This is a genomic window from Sinomonas notoginsengisoli (assembly GCF_021554725.1).
GTDB lineage: Bacteria > Actinomycetota > Actinomycetes > Actinomycetales > Micrococcaceae > Sinomonas > Sinomonas notoginsengisoli.
Genome location: NZ_JAIZDP010000006.1, coordinates 18,270 through 35,190, shown reverse-complemented (window position 1 = coordinate 35,190; position 16,921 = coordinate 18,270). Strand labels below are relative to the sequence as shown.

Annotated in this window: 16 protein-coding genes; 11 read left to right on the top strand and 5 right to left on the bottom strand. The window is 69.0% G+C overall.

The window, feature by feature from the left end; translation table 11 throughout:
• Window positions 1-78: 78 nt before the first annotated feature.
• The 7 genes from LF262_RS11250 (at window position 79) to LF262_RS11220 (ending at window position 8,065) form a co-directional block, all read left to right on the top strand.
• Entirely contained in the window at window positions 79-1,485 is a 1,407-nt protein-coding gene (locus LF262_RS11250; RefSeq protein WP_308190527.1) for an MFS transporter, read from the top strand.
• Window positions 1,486-1,669: 184 nt separating this feature from the next.
• Window positions 1,670-3,559 (top strand): molecular chaperone DnaK, encoded by a 1,890-nt coding sequence (gene dnaK, locus LF262_RS11245; protein ID WP_235780486.1) that lies wholly within the window; start codon window positions 1,670-1,672, stop codon window positions 3,557-3,559.
• Window positions 3,560-3,561: 2 nt separating this feature from the next.
• Window positions 3,562-4,209, top strand: coding sequence for a nucleotide exchange factor GrpE (locus LF262_RS11240; RefSeq protein WP_235780485.1), 648 nt, complete (start codon window positions 3,562-3,564; stop codon window positions 4,207-4,209).
• A 101-nt stretch (window positions 4,210-4,310) separates the two neighbouring features.
• Window positions 4,311-5,294, top strand: coding sequence for a DnaJ C-terminal domain-containing protein (locus LF262_RS11235; RefSeq protein WP_235780484.1), 984 nt, complete (start codon window positions 4,311-4,313; stop codon window positions 5,292-5,294).
• Window positions 5,295-5,296: 2 nt separating this feature from the next.
• Window positions 5,297-5,719: a heat shock protein transcriptional repressor HspR gene (locus LF262_RS11230; RefSeq protein WP_235780483.1), complete on the top strand. Its 423-nt coding sequence runs from the start codon at window positions 5,297-5,299 to the stop codon at window positions 5,717-5,719.
• A gap of 116 nt (window positions 5,720-5,835) precedes the next feature.
• Window positions 5,836-6,735, top strand: a complete 900-nt coding sequence (locus tag LF262_RS11225; protein WP_235780482.1) for a DMP19 family protein — start codon at window positions 5,836-5,838, stop codon at window positions 6,733-6,735.
• A gap of 34 nt (window positions 6,736-6,769) precedes the next feature.
• On the top strand, window positions 6,770-8,065 hold the full coding sequence (locus tag LF262_RS11220; protein ID WP_235780481.1) for an alpha/beta hydrolase: 1,296 nt from the start codon (window positions 6,770-6,772) through the stop codon (window positions 8,063-8,065).
• A 28-nt stretch (window positions 8,066-8,093) separates the two neighbouring features.
• On the opposite strand, the gene LF262_RS11215 is transcribed toward LF262_RS11220, so the two are convergent.
• Together LF262_RS11215 and LF262_RS11210 are read right to left on the bottom strand one after the other, a co-directional pair.
• Window positions 8,094-8,261, bottom strand: a complete 168-nt coding sequence (locus LF262_RS11215) for a hypothetical protein (protein ID WP_235780480.1) — start codon at window positions 8,259-8,261, stop codon at window positions 8,094-8,096.
• A gap of 81 nt (window positions 8,262-8,342) precedes the next feature.
• On the bottom strand, window positions 8,343-8,912 hold the full coding sequence (locus LF262_RS11210; protein ID WP_235780479.1) for a COG4315 family predicted lipoprotein: 570 nt from the start codon (window positions 8,910-8,912) through the stop codon (window positions 8,343-8,345).
• Between the two features lie 159 nt (window positions 8,913-9,071).
• Between LF262_RS11210 and LF262_RS11205 the strand changes: the two genes are divergently transcribed.
• Both LF262_RS11205 and LF262_RS11200 read left to right on the top strand, forming a co-directional pair.
• A complete protein-coding gene (locus tag LF262_RS11205) occupies window positions 9,072-9,581 on the top strand; it encodes a sigma-70 family RNA polymerase sigma factor (protein ID WP_235780478.1) in 510 nt (169 codons plus the stop codon).
• The gene (locus LF262_RS11200) at window positions 9,578-10,297 is read left to right on the top strand and encodes an anti-sigma factor family protein (protein ID WP_235780477.1); all 720 of its coding nucleotides are present in this window, start codon (window positions 9,578-9,580) and stop codon (window positions 10,295-10,297) included. Before LF262_RS11205 ends, LF262_RS11200 begins: the two co-directional genes overlap by 4 nt.
• Window positions 10,298-10,304: 7 nt before the next feature.
• Here the strand turns inward: LF262_RS11200 and trmB are convergent, their stop codons facing one another.
• The 3 genes from trmB to LF262_RS11185 all read right to left on the bottom strand — a co-directional run bounded on the left by trmB (window position 10,305) and on the right by LF262_RS11185 (window position 13,840).
• Window positions 10,305-11,144 (bottom strand): tRNA (guanosine(46)-N7)-methyltransferase TrmB, encoded by an 840-nt coding sequence (gene trmB / locus LF262_RS11195; RefSeq protein ID WP_235780476.1) that lies wholly within the window; start codon window positions 11,142-11,144, stop codon window positions 10,305-10,307.
• A gap of 77 nt (window positions 11,145-11,221) precedes the next feature.
• Complete coding sequence (locus LF262_RS11190) at window positions 11,222-12,529, bottom strand: MFS transporter (RefSeq protein ID WP_235780475.1); 1,308 nt, start codon at window positions 12,527-12,529, stop codon at window positions 11,222-11,224.
• 24 nt (window positions 12,530-12,553) lie between these two features.
• Window positions 12,554-13,840: a M20 metallopeptidase family protein gene (locus LF262_RS11185; RefSeq protein WP_235780474.1), complete on the bottom strand. Its 1,287-nt coding sequence runs from the start codon at window positions 13,838-13,840 to the stop codon at window positions 12,554-12,556.
• 90 nt (window positions 13,841-13,930) lie between these two features.
• On the opposite strand from LF262_RS11185, the gene LF262_RS11180 reads away from it, so the two are divergent.
• Both LF262_RS11180 and LF262_RS11175 read left to right on the top strand, forming a co-directional pair.
• Entirely contained in the window at window positions 13,931-14,995 is a 1,065-nt protein-coding gene (locus LF262_RS11180) for an Lrp/AsnC family transcriptional regulator (protein ID WP_235780473.1), read from the top strand.
• 209 nt (window positions 14,996-15,204) lie between these two features.
• A complete protein-coding gene (locus LF262_RS11175; protein WP_235780472.1) occupies window positions 15,205-16,866 on the top strand; it encodes a DEAD/DEAH box helicase in 1,662 nt (553 codons plus the stop codon).
• Window positions 16,867-16,921 lie beyond the last annotated feature (55 nt).

The following is a 16,921-nucleotide window of genomic DNA, read 5'->3' as shown; positions in this document are numbered from 1 at the left end:
CCCGCGCTGCGGCGTCACCTGTGTCGGTTTCCGGCACAGGTGAAGCCGTGGGCCAGGGGGCCTAGCTACGCTGGTCCGGTGACTTCGCCCGCCGCCTGGAATCCGCGACTCGCGCTCCTCGTCGCCGCGACGTTCTTCATGGAGTTCCTCGACGGCACGGCTCTCGCCACGGCGCTGCCCGCCATTGGGGCCGACTTCTCAGTGGCTCCCGCGGACGTCAACGTGGCCATGACCGCCTATCTGGCCACCGTGGCCATGGGCATCCCCTTCAGCTCGTGGATGGCCGAGCGGTTCGGGCCCCGGCCCGTGTTCACGGCCGCCATCTCGCTCTTCACCCTCGCGTCCCTCACGTGCGCCCTGAGCCCCGGTCTCTCGGCGCTGACCGCGTTCCGCGCCGTCCAGGGGTTCGGCGGGGCCATGATGGTCCCCGTAGGAACCCTCGTGGTGCTGCGCGGGACCCCGAAGGACGAGCTCCTCAAGGCCACTGCCTTCCTTGTCTGGCCCGGCCTGCTCGCCCCGGTCCTCGCCCCGCTCGTGGGCGGTGCCCTCACCCAGTACGTGTCGTGGCACTGGATCTTCCTCGTCAACCTGCCGCTGGGAGCAGCCGCCCTCGTGGCCGCGCTGCGGCTCGTGCCTGGCGGTGGGGCAGATCCGGGCAGGCACCTCGACTGGCCGGGCCTGGCGCTCACGTCGCTCGGCGTCGCCGCCGTCGTCATAGGCCTTGAGTTGCTCGGGCACAGCGGTGACTCGGGCTGGGGCGCGGGCCTCCTTGCGGCCGGGATCGCGGCCCTTGCCGGTGCCGTCGCCTGGATGCGGCGCGCTCGCTCCCCGCTCTTCGACTTCCGTGTCCTGGGCGTGCGCACGTTCCGCGCGACCCAGACGGGAGGGTTTGTCTACCGTCTGACGATCTCCTCGGTTCCGTTCATGCTCCCCCTCATGCTCCAGGATGGGTTCGGGTGGGATCCGGTGCATTCGGGCTTCATGGTTGCGGCCGTCTTCGTGGGGAACATCGGCATCAAGCCGGCCACGACCCCGCTCATCCGTCGGCTCGGCTTCAAGCCAGTGCTGGTCGGTGCCGCCGCGGCGTCCGCGGTGACGTTCGCGCTGTGCGGGCTTGCGACACGTGATTGGCCGGACCCTGTGCTGTTCGGCGTCCTCGTCCTCTCGGGCATGTTCCGTTCGATCGGGTTCTCGGCCTACATGACGGTCCAGTACTCGGACGTCAGCGCGGTCCAGCTCCCGAGCGCCAACGCCATCGCGAACACGCTCGTCCAGCTCGCGCACGCGCTCGGGGTCGCTGTGGGCGCGCTCCTGATCCGTCTCGCGAGCGCCTTGGTGCACGACGCCGGTTGGGCGGCGGCGACGGATCCTGCGGCGGGGTACCGGGTCGCTTTCGCGGCAATTGCGGTGCTCATGCTGCTCTCCGTGGTGGACAGTTCCCTGCTCCCCAGGCACGCCGGGACCGAGGCCATAGGGCGGCGGTAGCTCGGGCGGCAATCGCACGGGAATTCGGTCCGAATGCGATAACTTGAGCGTCACCGACTCAAGTTCATTTGACATCCGGGAGGTGATGCGTAGAGTTGAGTGCAGACCGCTCAACTTGGCAGCCCGACAGTGGCTGGCTCAGTCCGGCGATTCATGAAAGACCAGCAACCAGCAGGAGGAACCTATGTCCCGTGCAGTGGGCATCGACTTGGGCACCACCAACTCCGTCGTCTCCGTCCTGGAGGGCGGCGAGCCGACCGTCATCGCGAACGCCGAGGGCGGGCGCACCACGCCGTCGGTCGTCGCGTTCTCCAAGACCGGCGAGGTGCTGGTCGGTGAGATCGCCAAGCGCCAGGCCGTGAACAACATTGATCGGACCATCGCTTCGGTCAAGCGCCACATGGGCACTGACTGGTCGATCGACATCGATGACAAGAAGTACACGCCGCAGGAGATCTCCGCGCGCATCCTCATGAAGCTCAAGAATGACGCCGAGTCTTACTTGGGCGAGAAGGTCACCGACGCCGTCATCACCGTCCCGGCCTACTTCAACGACGCCGAGCGTCAGGCCACCAAGGAGGCCGGTGAGATCGCGGGCATGAACGTGCTCCGCATCATCAACGAGCCCACCGCCGCGGCGCTCGCGTACGGCCTCGACAAGGGCAAGGAGGACGAGCTCATCCTCGTCTTCGACCTCGGCGGCGGCACGTTCGACGTGTCCCTCCTCGAGGTCGGCAAGGACGAAGACGGATTCTCCACCATCCAGGTCCGCGCGACGGCGGGCGACAACCGCCTCGGCGGCGACGACTGGGACCAGCGGGTCGTCGAGTACCTCCTGAGTCAGCTCAAGGTCAAGGGCATCGACCTCTCCAAGGACAAGATCGCCCTCCAGCGTCTCCGCGAGGCCGCTGAGCAGGCCAAGAAGGAGCTTTCCTCCTCAACCAGCACGAACATCTCGCTCCAGTACCTCTCCGTCACCCCTGACGGTCCGGTCCACCTCAACGAGTCGCTTTCCCGCGCCAAGTTCCAGGACCTCACCAAGGATTTGCTCGAGCGCACCAGGAAGCCGTTCCACGACGTCATCCAGGAGGCGGGCATCAAGGTCGCCGACATCGACCACGTGGTGCTCGTGGGCGGCTCGACCCGCATGCCCGCCGTCTCCGATCTCGTCAAGGAGCTCACGGGCGGCAAGGAGCCGAACAAGGGCGTGAACCCGGACGAGGTGGTGGCGGTTGGCGCCGCACTCCAGGCGGGTGTCCTCAAGGGCGAGCGCAAGGACGTCCTGCTCATCGACGTCACCCCGCTCTCGCTGGGCATTGAGACCAAGGGCGGCGTGATGACCAAGCTCATCGAGCGCAATACGGCCATCCCGACCAAGCGCTCCGAGACGTTCACGACGGCGGACGACAACCAGCCCTCAGTGTCCATCCAGGTGTTCCAGGGTGAGCGCGAGTTCACCCGTGACAACAAGCCGCTGGGCACGTTCGAGCTCACGGGCATCGCCCCCGCCCCGCGGGGCATCCCGCAGATCGAGGTCACGTTCGACCTCGATGCCAACGGCATCGTGCACGTGTCCGCGAAGGACAAGGGCACGGGCAAGGAGCAGTCGATGACGATCACGGGCGGCACCGCGCTGTCCAAGGACGACATCGAGCGCATGGTCGCCGACGCCGAGGCCCACGCGGCCGAGGACAAGAAGCGCCGCGAAGCCGCTGACACCCGTAACTCGGCCGAGCAGCTCGCCTACTCGGTGGACAAGCTCATCGCCGACAATAAGGACAAGCTGCCCGAGGAGGTCAAGACCGAGGTGCAGGCCGACGTCGACGCCCTCAAGAAGGCGCTCGAGGGCTCCGGCAACGATGATGAGGTGAAGTCGGCGTTCGAGAAGCTCCAGCACTCGCAGACCAAGCTCGGCGAGGCGATCTACTCCTCGGCACAGGCTGGCGCGGCAGCGGGTGACGGCGCGCAGGCCGGCACGCACGACGCTGGGGCCCACTCTGGCGGGTCGGCCAAAGCGGACGAGGACATCGTCGATGCAGAGATCGTGGACGAGGACGAGAAGAAGACTAAGTAGCCATGGCTTCCCATCACGGAAACGAGAACGAGCACGAGGGTGAGCGCCCCGACCCGGTGATCCGGGACAACCGCAAGGTTGACCCGGTCACGGGCCAGGCGCGGCACCCGGAGTCGGCCGCTCAGGACGGGCACGAGGACATGCGCCCCGTCGACGAGCCGCACGACGCCGACGACGCACTCGCCCAGGCCGAGCAGATCCTCAAGGAGGCTGCTGCGGAGCAGGGGCAGAGTACGGTCGAGGACGAGCTGCGCAACGACCTTCTCCGCCTCCAGGCCGAGTACGTCAACTACCGCAGGCGCGTGGACCGCGACCGGTCAGTGGCAGGCGAGGTCGCCGTATTCGGAGTCCTGAGCTCGCTGCTCCCGGTCCTCGACGACCTCGATGCGGCTCGGGCCCACGGCGACCTCACAGACGGCCCCTTCGCCTCGATCGCTGGGAAGCTCGATTCGATCCTCGCGAGCCAAGGGCTCCAGCGGATCGCTGAGACCGGAGTCCCGTTCGATCCGAACATCCACGAGGCCCTGATCCAGCAGCCCGGCGACGGCATCGAGGTGGACACTGTCCAGCAGGTCCTGCGCGCGGGTTACAAGACCGAAGGGCGCCTCCTGCGGGCCGCCCAGGTCATCGTGGCGACGCCCCAGGGCTGAACCATCCCGGTTTCGGGTACGCATCTGACGGCGAGTCAACGCCGGGATGCGTACCCGAATCCGTAGGAAACTTGACGTACATCTCACTGTAAGGAGCGTTCGTGGCAAGTCAGGACTGGGTGGAGAAGGACTTCTACGCCATTCTCGGCGTGTCCAAGGACGCCTCCGAGGCAGACATCAAGAAGGCCTACCGCAAGCTGGCCCGCAAGTACCATCCCGACCAGAACCCCGGGGACGCCGAGGCAGAGAAGAAGTTCAAGGACATCACTGAGGCCAACTCGGTCCTGTCCGATCCGGAGGAGCGCCAGCAGTACGACGCGATCCGTGCGATGGGCGGGGCCCGCTTCTCCGCGGGTGGCCCTGGTGCGGGGGCCGGGGCGGCCGGGTTCGAGGACCTCTTCGGCGGCCTCTTCGGGGGTGGGGCCGGGCGGCACTCGCGCGGCTTCAGCACCGGCAACCTCCCGCCCGAGTTCGCCGACCTGTTCGGCGGGTCCGGCGGGTTCGGGGGTGCCGGGTTCCAGCCGCCGCCCCAGAAGGGTACCGACCGCCAGGCCACGACCACCATTTCGTTCGCGGGCTCGATCAGAGGCACCACGGTGGGCCTGCGCGAGCAGGACGGCGAGGTCATCGAGGTCCGCATCCCGGCGGGCATCCGCGACGGCCAGAAGGTCCGCGTCCGCGGCAAGGGCGGCCCCGGCTCGGCTGGCCCGGGCGACCTCATGGTCACTGTCCAGGTCCGTCCCCACAGCTTCTTCACGCGCGACGGCGACAACCTGCGCATCCATGTGCCCGTCACCTTCGACGAGGCTGCTCTCGGCGCCCAGATCGAGGTGCCGACCGTGGACGGCTCCACGGTGAAGATGAAGATCCCCGCTGGGACGAGCTCCGGACGAACCCTCCGGGTCAAGGGCCGCGGCGTCAAGACCGCCAAGGCTACCGGGGACCTGCTGGTGACGGTCGAGGTTGTCGTGCCCCAGAACCTCTCCAAGGAGGCCGAGGACGCCGTGAAGGCGTTCGCTGAGGCGACGTCGAAGAACGGCCAGTCGGATCCACGCGCCCACCTCGCGGAGAAAGCGAGGCTCTAGCCATGCCCATCGATCCGTACGCGCCGATCTTCGTGATCTCTGTGGCGGCGGAGCTGGCCGAGATGCACCCCCAGACCCTCCGCCAGTATGACCGTCTGGGGATCGTCTCACCGTCCCGTCAGGGCGGCCGGCAGCGGCGCTACTCGCAACGCGACGTCGAGATGCTGCGCGAGGTCCAGCGGCTCTCGAAAGACGGGGTGTCCCTCGAGGGCATCAAGAGGATCCTCGACCTCGAGAACCAGGTGGCCGCGCTTCGCGCGCGCCTCACCGAGCTGCAGGCCGAGCTCGCAAACACCCAGCGCGCCTCCGATCGGCGGCGCGTCTTCGCTGCCGGAATCGCGGGCGACGTCGTGAGTCTGGCCCGCGGGCAGCGGCCCGAGTCGCGTGCCTCGCAGGCGCTCGTCATCTGGCGCCCCCAGCACTAGAACCTCGCCCAAGGTTTGCTCAAGGTTCACCCGGCGCAGGAGCCTATTCGTGGCTTTGGGGCCGCGCGCCGTCGTACGTTCAAAGGGTGAGTGACCGCACGAGCGAGGAGCCCCTCATGAGCACCAGCTTTCACCCCGTCGTCCTCCCTGCCGAGGCCCTGACCGCGGGCAGCGAGGCGGTGGTGGACGCCAACGTCGACGTCGTCAACGCGATGTACGAGGAACTGCTCGACGAGCGTGAGATCGCGCCGAACGCGCTTCGCAGCTACTATGTGGACTTCTACCTGACGCAGATGCTCGACGGCGGCTTTGCCCAGTACATCTTCACGTCCGGCGATCGCCAGGGCGTTGACGGACTGGTCCGCGATGGCCTGCGCGGGATGGGGGCAACCGAGCACCTCACCCTGTTCGACGAGCTGACCGCCGCGTTCGAGGCGCTCACCGAGGAGGACGCCGAGGCCTACCTCGACGGCGACGGCGACTCCGCCGATGTGGCCGCTCTCGAGGAGCTCGACGAGCACTTCGAGAAGCTCCAGGACGAGCAGGATCTCGTGGCCCTCAACGCCGCTTGGCTGAAGCGTCAGGAGGGCCTCTTGGCCCTCGACGAGGACGGGATCGAGGATGAGATCGCCCGTCGCGTGGGCCTGATCGACGATCTCGCCGCGCGCCGCGCGGCGGCCCAGGAGGAGAACCTCGCGGACCTGCCCGAGTTCGAGCTCGTGATCCGCGAGCTGTGCGACGTGGCCGGCCACGAGTTGACAGCCATCATCATGGGCGATCCGAACTACATGCACGGCGGCGTCAAGACGCTCGCCTGGCGCTTCACCACGGATCAGGGCGAGTACCTCATGGTCGAGGACGACGACGAGGCCTTGATGATCGACCCCCGTGACGGCTCTGTCATCGCAATCGCCGAGTTCGAGGAACTCGACGAGGACGACTGGAACGCCGATGATGATATCGATGAGGACGACGCCGATCCCCAGAGCAATCACGAGGCCCAGCCTGCCCGCTGAGCCACCCTCGCGCGAGTGGCGCGCGCCCTGACACATGGACTTCCTGCTCGGCCTCGAGATCGTGGATGGGCCGCTCGTCCTGGGCACGCTCGTGATCGCCTGCGTGTTCGTCGCAGTGCTGCTTGCCGCCCGGACGACGCGGTGGCGCCTCCTGAGGCTCCTCATCGCGGCGTCCGGCGGTGCGCTCGTCGCGTTCGCGTTCACCGTCGTCTGGAACGCCGTCGGCGCCTTTGACCTCTACCTGCCAGCAGGGATCGTCCGACGCCTCATGGGGACGGGAGCGGCTCTCGGTGCCGTGATTGCCTGCTTCTGGGATCCGCCCCTGTGGCGCAAGGTGCTTGCGGCGGTTGCGATCCCCGTGGTCGCCCTCGCCGGCGGCATCCAGGTCAACTCGTACTTCGGCCTGGACCGGACCGTCGGGGCCCTCTTCGGCGTGACAACCGGCCAGACGATCGATGTCGGGTCCGTCGCCAAGGGGGAGGAACCGGACCGCGAGAAGAAGCTCTACGAGTGGACCCCGCCCGCAGGGATGCCGGCAGGCGGGCGCCGGGGCAGTGTGGAGATCCCATCGAGCGGGTTCGCCGCACGCAAGGCAGCGTTGTACCTCCCGCCTGCGGCACTCGTGCCCGAGCCTCCCCGGCTGCCACTCCTGGTGTTCATGATGGGCTATCCGGGAACGCCGGACGTGACGGCAATGGCCGACTTCCTCGACGAGTTCGCTCGCCAGCATCACGGACTCGCGCCGATCGTGGTGGTCGCGGATCAAGTGGGGACCAAGGGCGATCCGACGTGTGCCGACTCGATCGCACATGGCCCCGCGGAGTCCTACATCCTCAACGACGTAGTGCCATGGGCCAGGCATGCGCTCAACGTGTTCGGTGACAGTGCCCACACTGCCATCGGCGGGTACTCGAACGGCGGGGCGTGCGCGTTCAAGTTCGTGGCCACGCGTCCAGACCTGTTCAGCGGCCTCGCCGCCGTTTCGCCCGAGGAGTTCCCCGGCGCCGAGAGCCCGGGGCCCGCGCTCCGCGACGTGTTCCGGGGGGACCAGAAGGCGTTCGACGCCGCGAAGCCCGCGAGCATCCTCGCCCTCCACCCCGGATCCTACGGCCACGTCACCGCAGTCTTCACCTCGGGCGACCAGGACCCGACATTCGCTCCCGGCGTCGAGCGGGCGGCGAAGGCGGCCGAGGCGGCCGGGATGCACGTCGCCTACCGGGTGGTTCCGGGCGCCGGCCACGTCAAGGGCGCACTCGAGGGCGGTATCCGTCCGGTGTTCGACATCCTCTACCCAGCCCTCGAGCTCAGCCCGCCCCGGATAGGCCGGTGAACCGAGGCGCGACCGCGGTGGGTGCCGATCAGCCGCGATACTGCGGGCAGGCCTCGTTCGAGCAGCCCTTGTCCCGGGGAATCCACTTGTCCCCGTCCTGCTGCCACACGATGTGCCGGTGCTGGCCGCACAGCTCGCAGGCCGGGGCGACGAAGCTGTGCTTCTCTTCTTCCGTGTACGTGCGGAAGTCTGACATGGTTCCTCCTCCACCGCGGGGTTTTTCCACCCTACGCCCGCACCTGCGAGTTGTGGGAGAGCGCGCCCTCGAGGAGGTGCGCTACTTGAGGGAGGCCGTGATCATCTTGCCGTCGGCGCCGATCACGTACCAGACGCTCGCCACGCCCTGTCCCGTCGCCTGCCCCGGCGCGGAGTCCTTCTGGTAGTAGTAGATCGGCATGCCGTTGAGCGTGACCTGATCCTTGCCGTCAGAGGTCTTGATGCTCCCAACCTTCGCGGTGACGCCCTGCAGCGTCGGCGCGCCCGGGGACACGACCGCCGGCCACAGCGTGGCACACCCGCCCGTGCACGCGCTCGAGGTCGCCCCGGCGTTGTCCCGCGTGTAGTAGTAGACAACCTTGCCCTCGCCGTCCACGACGATGGTCTGGCCGCCGATCGTGGCCGTCTTGAGTGTCTCACCCTGTGAAGATTTGCTTGCACTGGCCGATGACGAGCCAGAGCCGGCCCCGGCGCCGTAGCCCATATTGTCCGACGCCGCCGCGCTGGTGGTGGACGACGTGCTGCCCCCGGACGAGGAACTCCCGCTGCCCGTGCTGCCACCGCATCCTGCGAGGGCAAGGGCAGGGACTGCCCAGGCCGCGGCCATCCAGAGCGCTGCTCGCTTGTTCATGGGTTTGCCTTCCTCTTGTGCGGCAGTGGCCCACCGCTGCCCACTCACACGCCTCTGATCGCCAAACGGTTCAGCCGGATAATGGTTTCGGTGGGATCCGCGGCTCCTCCGGTGAACCGAATCGGTCCGGAGCGCGTATGGAAGGGCGAGGAGGCAGCCATGCCCATGGACGAGGACGCCGTCGCCGCGCTGTACCGCGACCATGCGGCCGCCCTGCGCCGGTTCGCCCGCGGTGCCGTGGGAAGCGAGAAGGCGGAGGACATCGTCCAGGAGGCCATCATCCGCGTGTGGCGCCAGGCCCCCCTCGAGACACAGGGCCTCCGGGCCTACCTCTACCGGACCGTGAGGAACCTGATCGTGGACCAGCACCGAGTCGCAGCGAGGCGCCCACGCACTGTCGCGTCCGTTGACGAGAGCCCAGACGGCTTCGCCGTGGCCGTGGACGCCGAGCGGATCGACGAGCTCTTGGACCGAGTGGTCATGGAGGAAGCCCTCATGCGCCTGACTCCGGAGCACCGCGAGGCTCTCGTGGCAGTCCACTACCGGCGTCTCACGGTCACGGAGGCCGCGCGCGAATTGGGCGTCCCCGCCGGCACGGTCAAGTCCCGCTGCTTCTACGCGCTCAAGGCCCTGCGCTCCGCACTCGACGAGATGGGGGTGGACCGGTGAGCACGCCACTGTCCGGCCAAGGCCACGATCAGCTCCGCCTCGACCTCGGCGCCTACGTGCTCGGTGCGCTCAGCCCCGAGGAGACGCGCGCCATCGAGGCCCATCTCGCCACGTGTGGTCAATGTCGCGCGGAGCTGGCCTCGATCGAGACGCTCCCTGCCCTTCTCGATGCGGTGCCTGGCTACCGCGCGGAGGCGATAGCGCACGACGCCGCGCACTCGCCCGGGGTGGCCACCGCGCCGCGCGAACTGCTCGCCCGGGTAAGCCGGCGGCGTCGTGCGCGGACCGCTGTGTGGGCCGGTTCACTCGCGGCCGCTGCGGCGGCGTTCTTCGCCGCCGGTATCGCGCTGGGGCCCGCGATGCGCCCCGCCCTGGGGCCCCTCGTCCAGCCCTCACCCGGCACAAGCATCTCCTCACCGGCGCAGACCCTCACGATGACCTCAGCCGACGGTGCGCATGTTGACCTCGCGCTCGTGCACAAGGCGTGGGGCACCGAGCTGAATCTGACGTGCCGCGGCATGCCGGGCGACGGGGTGTTCACGGTGTGGGTCGTGACAGCGGACGGCACGGCGCAGCAGGCTGCGAGCTGGAGCTCGGCCGGCTATGCTTCACGGGCGGTCCTGACCGGGGCGACCTCGTTCCAGCTCACCTCGATCCGCACGATCGAGATCCGCGACGCCGCGCAGCAGACCGTCGCGACCACGTCGGTGAGCTGAGCCTGCGCTAGAGGCGCACGGCGGTGAGGTCGAAGATGACCCGCCCGGCCTGATGGGCCTTGTTCTCGAAGCTCGTCAGCACTCGGCCTTCGAACCGCGGCGCCCAGCCGCCCACCTCGTCCGTCTCACCGGTGGCCTCGCAGTCCACACCGGAAGCCCACGCCGCGGTGAGAGGGCTGGCAGTGCCGGCCAGCGCGCCATCGTGCGCGTTGCGGAACGCCGGGGAGTGGGCGATCACCTCACGCATCTGCTGCGCATAGCCTGACCAGTCGGTCGCGAGCCGCCACACCCCGCCGGGGGCGAGCACCCGCGCCGCGAGGTCGGCGAAGGACTCCCGCACGAGCCGCCGCTTGTGGTGCTTGGTCTTGTGCCACGGGTCGGGAAAGAAGACCCACAGTTCAGCCACGGAGCCAGCGGGCAGCATGCTGCCGAGCACCTCGGGCGCGTTGGCCTGGACCACCCGGACATTCGTGAGGCCTCGCTGGGCGATGCGCAGGAGCGTGTTCGCGAGGCCGGGCTTGTAAACCTCCACCGCGAGGTAGTTCCGGCCCGGGTCCGCCTCCGCGGCGGCGACGATCGCCTCGCCGAGGCCGGAGCCGATCTCTACGACAAGGGGGGCCGTGCGCCCGAACTCCTCCGCAGCGTCGAAGACGTAGTCCGGGTGCACGGAGGTGTCCGCGACCTGCCGGGGGACGTCCACCACATAGGCGTCAGCGTGCTCATCCCATGCCGCCTGCCGCCGCCCCTGCAGCCGAGTCCCGCGGCGTACGAAGCTCACCGGCTGCCGCCGGTAGGTGCCGAAGGAGGCCTGGGAGCTGGGGGTCACGGGGTTGGGGTGCTCGCTCATCGCGTTCAAGGCTACGGGACGCACGACGGCGCCCCCTCGCCTCTCGTGCGAGGGGGCGCCGCCATGCGGTGGGAACCTCAGTGGCGCAGGTCCTTGCCCTTCGTCTCCGGCAGGCCGAGTACGGTCAGGATCGAGACGACCACCATGACCACGGCGTACACGTTGAACGCCCAGGAGGCGTGGAGCACGTCGGCGAAGAGCTGCTGGAGGTACGGCGCGGTGCCTCCGAACAGGGCCACGCAGATCGAGTAGGGCACGCCCACGCCCACTGTCCGAATATGGGCCGGGAACATCTCGGCGTACGCGGCCGGCACGATCGCGGCGGAGCACGCGATGAAGATGAGCATGACGGACATCGAGACGAACAGCTGCCACGCCGAGTCCCGCAGCAGCCAGGTCATCGGGAAGTGCAGCACTGCGATGGCCACGCCGCCGATGATCATGACCTTCTTGCGCCCGATCCGGTCGCTCAGCCTCCCCCAGAGCGGCAGGGCGATGAGGAAGACCACGTTCGCTCCCACGCCGGCCCACAGCGCCTCGGCGGGGTTGACGTGAAGGCTCGAGATGGCGAATGCCGGGGCCACCACGCCCCACACGTAGTAGATGATGGTCAGGCCCACCGTCATCCCGATGACCTGGATCGCCTGCTTCTTGTGCTGAACGATCGAGCGCCAGATCGGGTGCTTGGGCCGCTTGGCGCCGCCCTCCCCGGTGAGGCCCTCGAACGCCTCCGTCTCCGGCATGCGGAACCGCATGACCAGGCCGTACAGGCCCAGCGCCGCTCCGAGGAAGAACGGGATGCGCCACCCGAAGTCATCCATCTGGGCCTTGGTGAGGACGCTCGTGAGGATCACGCCGAGGAACGTGCCGAAGAGGACGCCGACCGTACCGGAGACGTAGATGAGCGAGGACCAGAGCCCGCGCTTCTCCCGGGGGGCGACCTCGGAGAGGTAGGTCTGCGAGGAGGGCAGCTCTCCGCCGTGCGCAAGGCCCTGGATGAGCCGGGCCACGAGGAGTGTGACGGAGGCGAACGCGCCAACTGCGGTGTACGTGGGGGCGATTGCGATGATCAGGCTGCCGAAGGCGGCGAGGGCTACTGCGAACGTCATCGACGTGCGGCGGCCGATCCGGTCACCGATCCAGCCGAAGATCAGGCCGCCGAAGGGGCGGGCGAGGAAACCGACCGCGAACACGGCGAGCGTGGACAGGATCGCGGAGGTGGGGTCGGCGCCGTTGAACAGCTGCTTCGAGAAGAACGGCGCGAACGTCGCGTAGACATTCCAGTCGTACCACTCGACGGCGTTCCCGACGCCGGTGCTGAAGATGGTCTGGCGTGCGGAGGGCGCCTTGCGGAGACGCCCGGCAACGTCGGTGTTGGTGGACATGTCTGCCTTTCGAGGTGTTGGGGCTCAGGCGCCGGTGAGGGCTGCGAGCTTGGACAGGGCGAGGTGGGCGTATAGGGCGGTCCCGTCCGCGAGGACGGCATCGTCGAACGCGGCGAACGGGGAGTGGTTGAAGGCGGTCGTTGCGGGGTCGACGCCGGCGGGCACGGCGCTGAGCCCGATGAAGCTGCCGGGCACCTCGGCGAGGACCCGCGAGAAGTCCTCGGAGCCGGAGAGCGGGTTGGCCAGGCGTGCATGCCGCCCGCCGGCCCCGGAGCCGGGCGTCTCGCCGAACAGCTCCGCGATCGCCTGCTCGGCGAACTCGGTCTGGGCCACGTCGGTGATGGTGAGGGGATACTCCGCCTCGTACCGCACCTCGACGTCGACGCCGTGGGCCTGCGCGATGCCCCGGAGGAGCCGCGGGATCGCGGTCTGCATGCGCTGGCGGTGCCCGTCCGAGAAGGTGCGGATGGTGGCGTCGAACTCGGCGGTCTCCGGGATGACGTTGCGCTTGGAGCCGGCAGCCAGACGGCCCACGGTGATGACGGCCGGGTCGAACATGTCGAATTGGCGCGTGACCATGGTCTGGAGCGCGACCACCATCTCGGCCGCGACCGTGACCGGGTCCTTCGCCATGTGGGGCGCGGAGCCGTGGCCGCCAGCGCCGAGCACGCGGACGAACAGCCCGTCAGAGGCGCTCATCATGACGCCAGGCCGTGTCACAAACTGCCCGTGCGGGGCCATCGAGGAGAAGACGTGCATCCCGAACGCCGCGTCGACGCGGCGTCCCGCTGCGTCCAGCACGCCTTCGCGGACCATGACGGACGCACCGTCGAAGCCCTCTTCGCCCGGCTGGAACATGAACACGACATCGCCGGCGAGCCGGTGGCGGTTGTCCGCGAGGAGCGTCGCCGCGCCGAGCAGCATCGACGTGTGGAGGTCGTGGCCGCAGGCGTGCATCGCCCCGTCGATCCTTGAGGAGAAGTCCGCGCCGGTGCGCTCCTGGACGGGAAGCGCATCCATATCGGCCCGCAGCAGCACGGCGGGGCGCGTCGGGGATGAGGCGGCAGGCGAGGCGGACGACGACGGCGCGTTGCCGGCGTCGTCCGCGTTGCCGGCGGTGCCGCGCAGCACCGCGGTGACGGATGTCGTCTCGGTACCGGTGGAGATCTCGAGGCCCAGCCCGTCGAGTGCGGCGAGCACCTTCTCCTGGGTGCGGGGGAGGTCGAGTCCGATCTCTGGCTCCTGGTGGAGGGCGTGACGCCATTGGGCGAGCGTGCCCTGCAGGCCCCGGGCTTCGGTGATGAGCTCCATGATTCCCCTTCTGTGATGTGTGCCACGTGTTCTGCACTGCCTGCCAGTGTGTGGCAAAGCCGCCATACCCGCCGTAAAGTTGGCAATATCATGCATTTCAAGACCGAAGACCCGCGAAGGCGTGCATCAGGCGTGAACCCTGGGCTGCTCTCGGAGGCAGACCTCGAGCTCATCAACGCCCTCCAGATAGCGCCGCGGGTCACGTGGCAGGACGCGGGGGAGATCCTCGGCACGCGGCCTGCGACGCTCGCCGCGCGCTGGGAGCGGATCCGCTCCGAGGGGCTCGCCTGGATCGTCGCCTACGAGCTCGGCGATCCCACGGAGATGAACCTCGCCTTCGTCGACGTGGACTGTGCCCCGGGCCAGGTCATGTCAGTGGCAGAGGAGCTCAACGCGATTCCAGAGGTCCAGACGGTTGAGCTGCCCTCAGGGCACCACGACTGTGTCCTCACGGTATTCTCGGCGACCGCGGTCGACTACGCCGGCCGGATTGCGCCCGCGATCCTCGCCCTGCCCGGTGTCGAGAGGATCCAGACCTCCCTCGGGACGAGACTGCACCAGGCCGGACACGCCTGGCGCATCTCGGCGCTGGATCCGAGGAAGGCATCCGCGTTCGCCGCCCTCAACGCACAGCACCGCACGGAGGGCCCCATTACCTCCGCCTGCCGGGACCTGCTGCCTCTCCTGGCCCGCGACGGCCGGGTGACGCCCGCGCAGATGGCCAAGGAACTCGGCCGGACTCCCTCCACCGTGCAGCGGCAGCTGGCACGGGTCCTCGGGTCGGGACTCGTGTCCTTCCGCTGCGACGTGGCTCAGCGGGCCGTCGGCTTCCCCGTGACGTGCACGTGGTACGCACGTGTCCCTCCCGGGCAGCACGCGGCCGCAGCAGCGGCCGTGCGGTCCCTGCGGACGGTCCGTCTCGCGGCATCAATCACGGGGCAGGCGAACTTCATCGTGACGATGTGGCTGCGCTCGGTGGCCGACGTCATGAATGCCGAGCTCGCGCTGCAGGAGAAGGTTCCGGGAATCGAGCTCCTCGAGAGCCTGGTGATCCTGCGCATGACTAAACGGATGGGCGTGCTCATCGGTCCGGACAGCCGGGCGACGGGCCGAGTGGACCTTGGCCGCGGGGCGCTGCCAGCGAGCGTGGACTAGCGACTCTGGGCACCGTGTAGAATGGACAAGTGGCGTACTTACGTACGTCTGCGTCGATGAACGCGTTGACAGGCCCCGCTGCCCGCATACGATTGCCCGTCAGGGTGCCGTCCGGGTACGGCGGTGAGGCCAGGCTCCCTTTCCTCGGCGACCCCCGCGCGCCGGTTTGGTTCGTGGGGCCGATCCGACGCTGGAGTTGCACTACAGCTATGGCTGAAAACACCTTCGTTTCCCTCGGCGTGCCCGCCGCCCTCGCTTCCATCCTCACGGGGCAGGGCATTGAGACGCCGTTCCCCATCCAGACCAAGACCCTTCCGGACACGCTTGCCGGCCGCGACGTCCTCGGCCGCGGCCGCACGGGTTCGGGCAAGACCATTGCGTTCGCCCTCCCGCTCGTGGCCCGCCTTGCCGAGGCGAGCCACGCAGCCGCGAGCGGGGCAGCGCACGTCGGCGGGCGCCGTCGTGCGACCGGCCGCCCTGTGGGCCTCGTCCTCGCCCCGACACGGGAGCTCGCCACCCAGATCGATACGACCGTAGCGCCTCTGGCGGCGGCCCTCGGCCTCAAGACCACGGTGATCTACGGCGGCGTCTCCCAGGCCCGCCAAGAGCGGGCGCTCGCGGCCGGTGTGGACATCGTCATCGCGTGCCCGGGGCGCCTCGAGGACCTCGGCCGGCAGGGCATTGTCTCGCTCTCGGACGTCCAGGTGACCGTCCTCGACGAGGCGGACCACATGGCGGACCTCGGCTTCCTGCCCGTGGTGAAGCGCCTCCTCGACCAGACGCCCGAGGGCGGCCAGCGCCTCCTCTTCTCCGCGACTCTGGACAACGGCGTGGACAAGATCGTCAAGCGCTACCTCCACAATCCGCTCACCCACTCCGTCGACGCGCCGCAGGCAGCCGTGAGCACCATGGAGCACCACGTCCTGCTCACGCAGGACGCAGCGAGCAAGAAGAATCTGATCGAGGTGCTCGCCGCAGGCAAGGGCCGGCGCATGCTGTTCATGCGCACCAAGCACCACGCCAAGAGGCTCGCGCAGCAGCTCACCAAGGCCGGCATCCCCGCGGTCGACCTCCACGGCAACCTTTCCCAGAACGCCCGCGACCGCAACCTCGCCGACTTCGCCTCGGGTGCGGTCAGTGTGCTCGTCGCGACCGATGTCGCAGCGCGGGGCGTCCATGTGGACGACGTCGAGCTCGTGGTCCACGTCGATCCGCCGGCCGAACACAAGGCCTACCTGCACCGCTCGGGCCGTACGGCCCGAGCGGGTTCGGAGGGCACCGTCGTGACGATCGTGCTCCCGGAGCAGAAGCAGGACGTCCGTAAGCTCCTCCGAGACGCCGGTGTGAAGGTCGAGGTCACTCCCGTCACGTCGGCCTCGCCGGAGGTGCTCGCGCTCGTGGGGGAGCGCGCTGAGTACGTCGACCCTGCCGAGCGCGCCGCTGCCGTCGCCGCGAAGATGCCGCAGCAGGGAGGCGGCAAGTCCGGTGGCGCCAACGCCCAGCGGAAGCGTTCCCGGCGCGGTTCAGGCTCGGGCCAGGGCGCCTCGGGTCGTCCGACGCAGGAGGACGTTGCCCGCCGGGGTGGCCGTGGCACCTCGGCTTCCGCCCACCGCAACGACGTGGCCGTGTCGAGGAACGAGAAGTCGGGCTCCCGTGAGCAGGCCGCTCGGGCGGGGGCGGCGCCGAAGCAGCGCCGGCAGCAGGGCGCCGGTTCGAGAAGCGGCGCTGCGGGCCAAGCCGTATGGACGTCGAGCACCGGGGGCACCTCCGGTGGCAGCTTCGGCAGCTCGGGGCGGGGCGCCGGCCAGGGCCAAGACCGGGGACGCCGCGGCACGCGCCGGGCGAACGCCCCGGCCTCCAACAACCGCTGACCCCGGGGCCGCGTAGAGGCGACGTCGCGCCCCTACGCGGCCCAGAGGGGCAGGC

Coding starts and splice junctions, on each gene's coding strand:
- dnaK (WP_235780486.1), top strand. CDS start 1,670: ATGTCCCGTGCAGTGGGCATCGACTTGGGCACCACCAACTCCGTCGTC.
- LF262_RS11240 (WP_235780485.1), top strand. CDS start 3,562: ATGGCTTCCCATCACGGAAACGAGAACGAGCACGAGGGTGAGCGCCCC.
- LF262_RS11230 (WP_235780483.1), top strand. CDS start 5,297: ATGCCCATCGATCCGTACGCGCCGATCTTCGTGATCTCTGTGGCGGCG.
- LF262_RS11225 (WP_235780482.1), top strand. CDS start 5,836: ATGAGCACCAGCTTTCACCCCGTCGTCCTCCCTGCCGAGGCCCTGACC.
- LF262_RS11220 (WP_235780481.1), top strand. CDS start 6,770: ATGGACTTCCTGCTCGGCCTCGAGATCGTGGATGGGCCGCTCGTCCTG.
- LF262_RS11215 (WP_235780480.1), bottom strand. CDS start 8,261: ATGTCAGACTTCCGCACGTACACGGAAGAAGAGAAGCACAGCTTCGTC.
- LF262_RS11210 (WP_235780479.1), bottom strand. CDS start 8,912: ATGAACAAGCGAGCAGCGCTCTGGATGGCCGCGGCCTGGGCAGTCCCT.
- LF262_RS11205 (WP_235780478.1), top strand. CDS start 9,072: ATGCCCATGGACGAGGACGCCGTCGCCGCGCTGTACCGCGACCATGCG.
- trmB (WP_235780476.1), bottom strand. CDS start 11,144: ATGAGCGAGCACCCCAACCCCGTGACCCCCAGCTCCCAGGCCTCCTTC.
- LF262_RS11190 (WP_235780475.1), bottom strand. CDS start 12,529: ATGTCCACCAACACCGACGTTGCCGGGCGTCTCCGCAAGGCGCCCTCC.
- LF262_RS11185 (WP_235780474.1), bottom strand. CDS start 13,840: ATGGAGCTCATCACCGAAGCCCGGGGCCTGCAGGGCACGCTCGCCCAA.
- LF262_RS11180 (WP_235780473.1), top strand. CDS start 13,931: ATGCATTTCAAGACCGAAGACCCGCGAAGGCGTGCATCAGGCGTGAAC.
- LF262_RS11175 (WP_235780472.1), top strand. CDS start 15,205: ATGGCTGAAAACACCTTCGTTTCCCTCGGCGTGCCCGCCGCCCTCGCT.